This window comes from Rhizobium zaerense, from assembly GCF_051810725.1.
In the GTDB taxonomy this organism is placed as follows: domain Bacteria; phylum Pseudomonadota; class Alphaproteobacteria; order Rhizobiales; family Rhizobiaceae; genus Rhizobium; species Rhizobium leguminosarum_I.
This window is the reverse complement of the sequence record NZ_JBPWQY020000002.1, coordinates 413,411-419,410: the sequence shown is the minus strand read 5'-3', so window position 1 is coordinate 419,410 and position 6,000 is coordinate 413,411. Positions and strand designations below refer to the sequence as shown.

The 6,000-nt window shown below is 57.1% G+C and carries 4 protein-coding genes and 1 pseudogene; 3 read left to right on the top strand and 2 right to left on the bottom strand.

Annotated elements, in window-relative coordinates; genetic code table 11:
• Positions 1-550: 550 nt before the first annotated feature.
• Entirely contained in the window at positions 551-1,699 is a 1,149-nt protein-coding gene (locus ACS4RR_RS26380) for a site-specific integrase (RefSeq protein ID WP_456190267.1), read from the bottom strand.
• 199 nt (positions 1,700-1,898) lie between these two features.
• On the opposite strand from ACS4RR_RS26380, the pseudogene ACS4RR_RS26375 reads away from it, so the two are divergent.
• The 3 genes and pseudogenes from ACS4RR_RS26375 to ACS4RR_RS26365 all read left to right on the top strand — a co-directional run.
• A pseudogene (locus tag ACS4RR_RS26375) lies at positions 1,899-2,547 on the top strand (DUF1612 domain-containing protein); the annotation flags it as partial.
• A gap of 92 nt (positions 2,548-2,639) precedes the next feature.
• Positions 2,640-3,542, top strand: coding sequence for a hypothetical protein (locus ACS4RR_RS26370; protein ID WP_456190381.1), 903 nt, complete (start codon positions 2,640-2,642; stop codon positions 3,540-3,542).
• Between the two features lie 475 nt (positions 3,543-4,017).
• Positions 4,018-4,182: a hypothetical protein gene (locus ACS4RR_RS26365; protein WP_456190266.1), complete on the top strand. Its 165-nt coding sequence runs from the start codon at positions 4,018-4,020 to the stop codon at positions 4,180-4,182.
• Positions 4,183-4,867: 685 nt separating this feature from the next.
• Here the strand turns inward: ACS4RR_RS26365 and ACS4RR_RS26360 are convergent.
• Entirely contained in the window at positions 4,868-5,902 is a 1,035-nt protein-coding gene (locus ACS4RR_RS26360; RefSeq protein ID WP_456190265.1) for a hypothetical protein, read from the bottom strand.
• Positions 5,903-6,000: the final 98 nt, after the last annotated feature.

The window sequence follows — 6,000 nt, the reverse complement described above, 5'->3', positions numbered from 1 at the left end:
CCCATAACCCGTTTCTTGCCAGTGGCGGTTTGAAGCGAACAATCGAAAGAATTCCGCCGATGGCAATAGGCCCCGATTCTGTCAGCCGGGCAAGAGTTTTTTGGTTAACAAGCAGTTAATACACCGACTGGTCCTTCCCGTGAAATCGATGGTTTCGAGGCTCGCATCCATGGAAAACAAAGAGTTATCTAGCTATCCGAGAGAAACTTCGATTCCTCTCCGGCGTTGGAAAAGCGCAAGCCAAGTGATCGCTTAATCCAGCCGTAGTAACTCTTGCCGCGGAACACATTGAGATCTCGGCCGAATCGACCTGTTTGCCAACGAACTTTTTTGACTACGGAGCAGAGCGGCGAGGGGAGCTCTCACTCAAAGCACGCGCCGTCTCGGGATTGAAACCGTCGACCTACTGATCGAACTCCTTCGCGAGGGTGGGGGCTGTGGTTACCTACTCTGTTAGCAAGTTTTGGCGCGAGGTGCTCACGCAAATAGGCACACTTTAGCTCGAGCGGGAGATCTTTCGTTATCTTCGGACACAGAACAGACGCCAGCGTCATAGCATACGGGCGGCGCGTCCGCTTGGACGTGTAGCGTTGTTGTAGTAGTTCGACGCCTGTTGCACTGACCGATGACGCGACTGTTCCATGGCTTCGAGGAGCGGGATGTTGCGGATGGCCGCCTCAGTGAGAAATCCCGATCGGATCCCGTGCGCTGAAAACTCCCCACGGTCTAATCCAGCCAGTTCCACCCGCTGCTTGATGATCGCATTGACCGACTGCGGATCGATCGCCCGCCGCGACACCGTCCCCCATCGTCCTATGGCCCGAAACACGCTTCCGCCCTCGATCCTGGCGGCCACCATCCAGGCGTTGAGCGCCTCCACCGGCCGGCCGGTCAGATAGACGACATCGTCCTGTTCGCCCGAGGTGGTCTTGGTGCGACCGAGATGGATGGCGAGCGAGGGGAGGGGGGCGCCGTCCTCGACCGGGATCGGCGGCTCGACCGTCAGCTGTTCGCGCCGCAGTCCGGCGATCTCGCTGCGCCGGCGACCGCCGGAGGCAAAGGCGACCATCAGGATTGCCCGGTCGCGGAGATCGCGCAGGCTGTCGGTGGCGCAGGTCGCCAGCAGTCTTGCCAGCACATCGCCGGTAACCGCCTTGGCGCTCTTGCGAAGACGTTGTCTTGGCGCGGCTCGGATCGCGAGGCGAATGGCCGATTTGAGGGCAGGGGAGGCAAAGGCGCTGTCAAGGCCGCGCCACTTGGTCAGCGTCGACCAGTTGGCCAGCCGCCGGCGGACCGTCGATGGCGAATGCGGGCCGACGGATTTGAGAAACCCCTGGCTGCGCAAGTTTTCGTCGACGGCGGCCGGCATTCCGTGATCAGGGTCACTCTCCCGCCACTGCGGATCCCACAGGTGATGGGCGACGAATTTCAGCAGCAGCGCTTCCGGCGCCGGCCAGGGCAGCGAGCGTCCGGTCGCCGCCAGTCCCCAGGCTTCGAGATAGGTCAGATCCGACGTCAATGCCCTGAGGGTATTGTCGCCCATGCCCTGGTTGACGAGATGGCGCAGCGTTTCGACGTCGTGGTCGGTCAGCAGTTCGGCGAGTTCGTCGCGGCGCTCGATCGGCAGCACGGCGGCGATGGTGTCGAGCTCTTCGGCACGGCGCTCGACGGCGGTCAGTGATTTTTTGGGTTTCGCCACGGACGCTCCAAAATCGCGGGTTTCGCCAGCCTCCAGGGCCGTGATTTGCCCCGATTCTCGGTGATTTGGACCTCGAAATCAATCTACCATCGATAAGAGGTACTTATCGATGGTTAGGCGCCCAACCCACGATCGTAACAAGCAGCGGAAGCAATTGGCGCTATCGCTTCTCGTTAATGCCGTGTTTACTATAATTTCAATGCATTACGAGGTCGCCAAATTGCCGATGCAGAGGCCGCTGCGGTCGGTGACCCGGCTCGACGAGCGCGTCGCCTGCTCAACGGTCGGTGACGGCTGGATCGAGCGCATGCACTTTTACGATGCGTGCGAGTCGCTGTGGATCGACGGCGAGCTCGTCCATCTCGCAGACCTCGTCCTCCACGACGCTACGAAGGATATTCGCGCCCCAACCCACGAAATGACCATTGCCCGCGACGTCCTGCGCACCCGCTGGCGCATCGCGGCGCAGTCGCTTGATTGGGTGCTTTCGGTCGATGGCATTCGCAGGCGACAGAACTCGGAGATTACGTCGGTCGGGACTAACGAGGTGGAAACGGCCGGTGCCATTCGGCGCACGGTCGCGATGAATCCGGAAGGGGCGGGGACGATGGCGATGACGCGCAAAATCTACCCGGCGTCGATTATGCCGCCATCGATGCGGTGCTGGCCCGATCGGAGGCGGCGATCGAGAGTGCCACACGGCCCGGCCGAGCGCGACAGACAGAGACGCACTGGTCTATGATCTCGACTGGGACGAAGATGCCCGGCTGGAGGAATGGCGCGGCGTGCTCCGCCAGGCCGAAAACCTGCCGGCGGTACTGCAGGCCATCGTCGCCCTCGATGCCTGGATCCTTTGGAGCGGGTGGGGCGTGAAACGCCGGGTGCTTGTAACTCTAGGAATGGTTGTTACAGATAGCATCGGTCGTTGTTGGGGGATTAAATGTCAGAGAAGTCCGGGAAAAGAAAAATCTGCTTTATCGTCGGACCTATCGGCGACGACGACAGTGACGATCGTATCAACGCGGATTGGCTTCTTGAGGAAATCATTGAGCCCGTATTCAGAGAGCATTTTAGCGACTTTGATGTCCTGCGGGCGGATAAGATCTCTAATCCTGGACAGATTACGTCACAGATCATCACCGCTCTCCTAGAGGCGGAGCTGGTCATTGCTGATCTGACCTCGCTGAATCCCAATGCGTTCTATGAGATTGGCATACGCCATACCGTGCAGAAGCCCATCATTCACATGCATTATGAAGGCCAACGCATTCCCTTCGATATCGCCGCCTTCCGCTCGATCAAGTTTTCACGCCGAAGGCCGTCAGACCTGCGTATTGCTCGCGGTCAGCTACAAGGGGCTGTCACAGAGGCCATTAAACCTGAACATGCGATCGACAACCCTGTGACGTTCTCGCGCGGAACAGTGAATTTTGAGCAGACCGCAACGACCAACGAAAGGATCATCGAGGAGCAGCTTTCCTCGATGACGCGCCGTCTCCGGATGCTGGAAGAGGATAGTGTGCTGTTTGCAAGCACTTTTGCGAGGAGGCGCCACAAATATTTTCATCGGTCCTCGGATGATCTGCACAAAATCAGCATTGCGGTTGCGAGTAGGTTCAGCATCGGGAACCGCGAGTTGGTCGAGCAGGTCACCAAGTGGGCAAGCACGACCTTTGACAGCTTCGGAATCGAAACGTCAGACGATTTGCTGCATGAAGTCTACGTTTCTGTCGATGATACAGAAGAAAACCGCAACAAGGCGGAGCAATTCCGGCAGGACTATCGTGGAGAAGAATTCGAGATCCGCGTCACCTTTTACGGTTCGGTGAACATCTTGTCATGAAAAAAGCCCTCCGAAGAGGCACTTCTTGCTCGGAACCAGCTTCAGGATGCTAAATCCATCCTTGCCGATTTGATGAATGGCCCTACAGCTGTTGATCTGTTGCAGAAACTGAAGACACTAGAACTGATCCTTGGTCGGCCCTTTCCAACGCGCTCGATTACGACCTGTAGAATGTCGACGCGGCTGTGGGTTCATCCCGTAGAGGTTTCCATCCTTGTCGATATAAGCATCATAGAGGGCCGGATGCTCCAACCGAGTGGGATAAACTCAATAATCATCGTATTTCAAAATGTCTTGAATGATGAGCGACTCGTAGTCTACGCGGTCCATGCAGTTCCTCAAAACAACGTCCGGGGCGATCCCCGGAAAGCTTGACGCTATTCCAGGTCGAGCCCACACTCAATAGTGACTTTCCACCGCGGCCATTTTGCCCGTGTCGCCCAACTGCAGTGCGCGGTGGCGCAAAGGTGGTCGCATGAGTGCGGTGGACGAATCACCTGCCATCACCCCATTGGTGGTAGAGTGGCGTGGCACGGGCCAGAAGGCGAAGGATGAGGAAGTGATCCCGCTGTGCGAAGCTCACCAACAGCATTCCCGGAATGCTATCCACCTGATGGGCAAGAAAGCATGGGAGCAATAATACGGCTCCCAGCGGGAATTGCTGGAAGCCACTCGGCGGTCATGACCGATTAAGCACGCCCCTTTTGGAAATAGCGAAGTCGCGCTGGCTTGTAGTGTCGAGACCTGCGACCATCTTGCTTGTTCAGCGTTCGACCTGCGATGCGTCGTTTTCAGTGCGGGGCGCTATCTCATCGATGTCGCAGTCTAGGAGTTGGCAAATAGAATCAATGTGCCTGGCGTTGGTTTCGCCTCTCCGACTAGCCACTTCTGAACCAGACTGTGAATCAGCACCGAAGGTTGCCCCCCTGCCATTTTCACGTAAGCTATTGATTTACAAATACGAATTGAAATCGAGAGAGGTCACGATCGGCTCCGATGATGGCCTTCCCGCATTGCGATTTTGCAAATTCATGTACATGCTGCCTTTTGTCAGGGGGTCAACCTTCGGTGCTCGTTGACCTTACATGGGGACCGTCGGACAGCCAATCGGTATACGAGAAGACGCTGCAGAAGCAATCGCAAGGCCCTGATCCTCCCCCAAGGGGCCGCGCGCGCAACTTTCGCTCAATCGATTCGAGCGGAGGGCCGAAGACAGAAAACAAAACGAGATTTAGGATAGACTTGCGGAAGGAACACCCTTTTCACTGAGACCGAACGCGCCAGCAGGACCGAAGCACGCTGCCCTGACGTCAGCGGCCGCGTCCCTAGAAGGACCGTAGCCGAATGACGTTGTCCAGTGATTGAATGTTGGTCGTGTGGGCGGCGCCAAGAGCGGCGGCTTTGCTGCGCCGGATCTCCGGCGCTGAGCAGGGCGGCAGATAGTTCGCCCATCCCGGAGTTCCCTGTGGCAGGGCAGGGGTATACTCCCAGCGTTCACTGACTTTTACTCCCTTGAAAGAGTCTCTGATGCAGATAGGCAAAAACGTGAACGATACCTGGTTCAATGCTTGTCGCTTGTGATTGAACAGTCCTTCTCCGGAATTTGGTCCCACAAAGTGTGTCAGCTCCCAACTGGGGCCACCATTGATGGAAGTAGTAGTGGTGAAGTCAATGACAGCATGGATTTGACCGACGGTGTATTCCGCTCCGACCCCTGCATCAGGCGCGACGCCCGAGTTCGACGCGTTCTTAGGCCAGACCGAGAGGTCGTTCATCTTGGATGCGACGAGCCCCATTTGAAGATTGTCTTTGATCCCCAGTGGCCCAGATAGTTCAGCCCCCCTTCCACATGGCAATGTCGGTGGGGTCGCAGTGCCTTGCTCCCGTGCTGTCCCTTTGACCAGACGTTCGAAGTCGACTGAATGGTATGTGGTATTAGCACGATGGCCCTTTTCGCTGACGCTCGCATCCAGACCTATCGTCAAAGGATGAGCCGCAGAGCCTAGACCGGGGAAGGATAACGAGGGGCTACTGCCCGTTGTCTGCTCAGCGTCGACCATCAGCTGAACCTCGCCGACATATTCAATGGCCCGAAAGATGTTCTGGAGATTAAAGACCCGCCATGGCTCCGGTGGCTTGTGATCTTCCTTCTTCAACGGGATGTCGGTCTCGAACTGAGGCATGGGATCCTTATCGTTAGCGGCCGTCCAAAGCTCGCACTTGAGGTTCGCCATGGTTGAAGCGATCCGCATGATTGGCGCGCCGTATAATCTGTCGCTGACGGCCAAGTCGAAGGGAGGGGCTGCAGTGCACCCAGCCACAACTCCCGCCGTCGCCATAATTGCAAGAAGTCTAAACATCGTCCCCTCCGTAAAAGTACGAAGAATGCGAAGCATTTGCTCGGAATGCAACCTGCAATACGCAGATTGCAACTAACTACTTGTGATTAGCCCCTTCG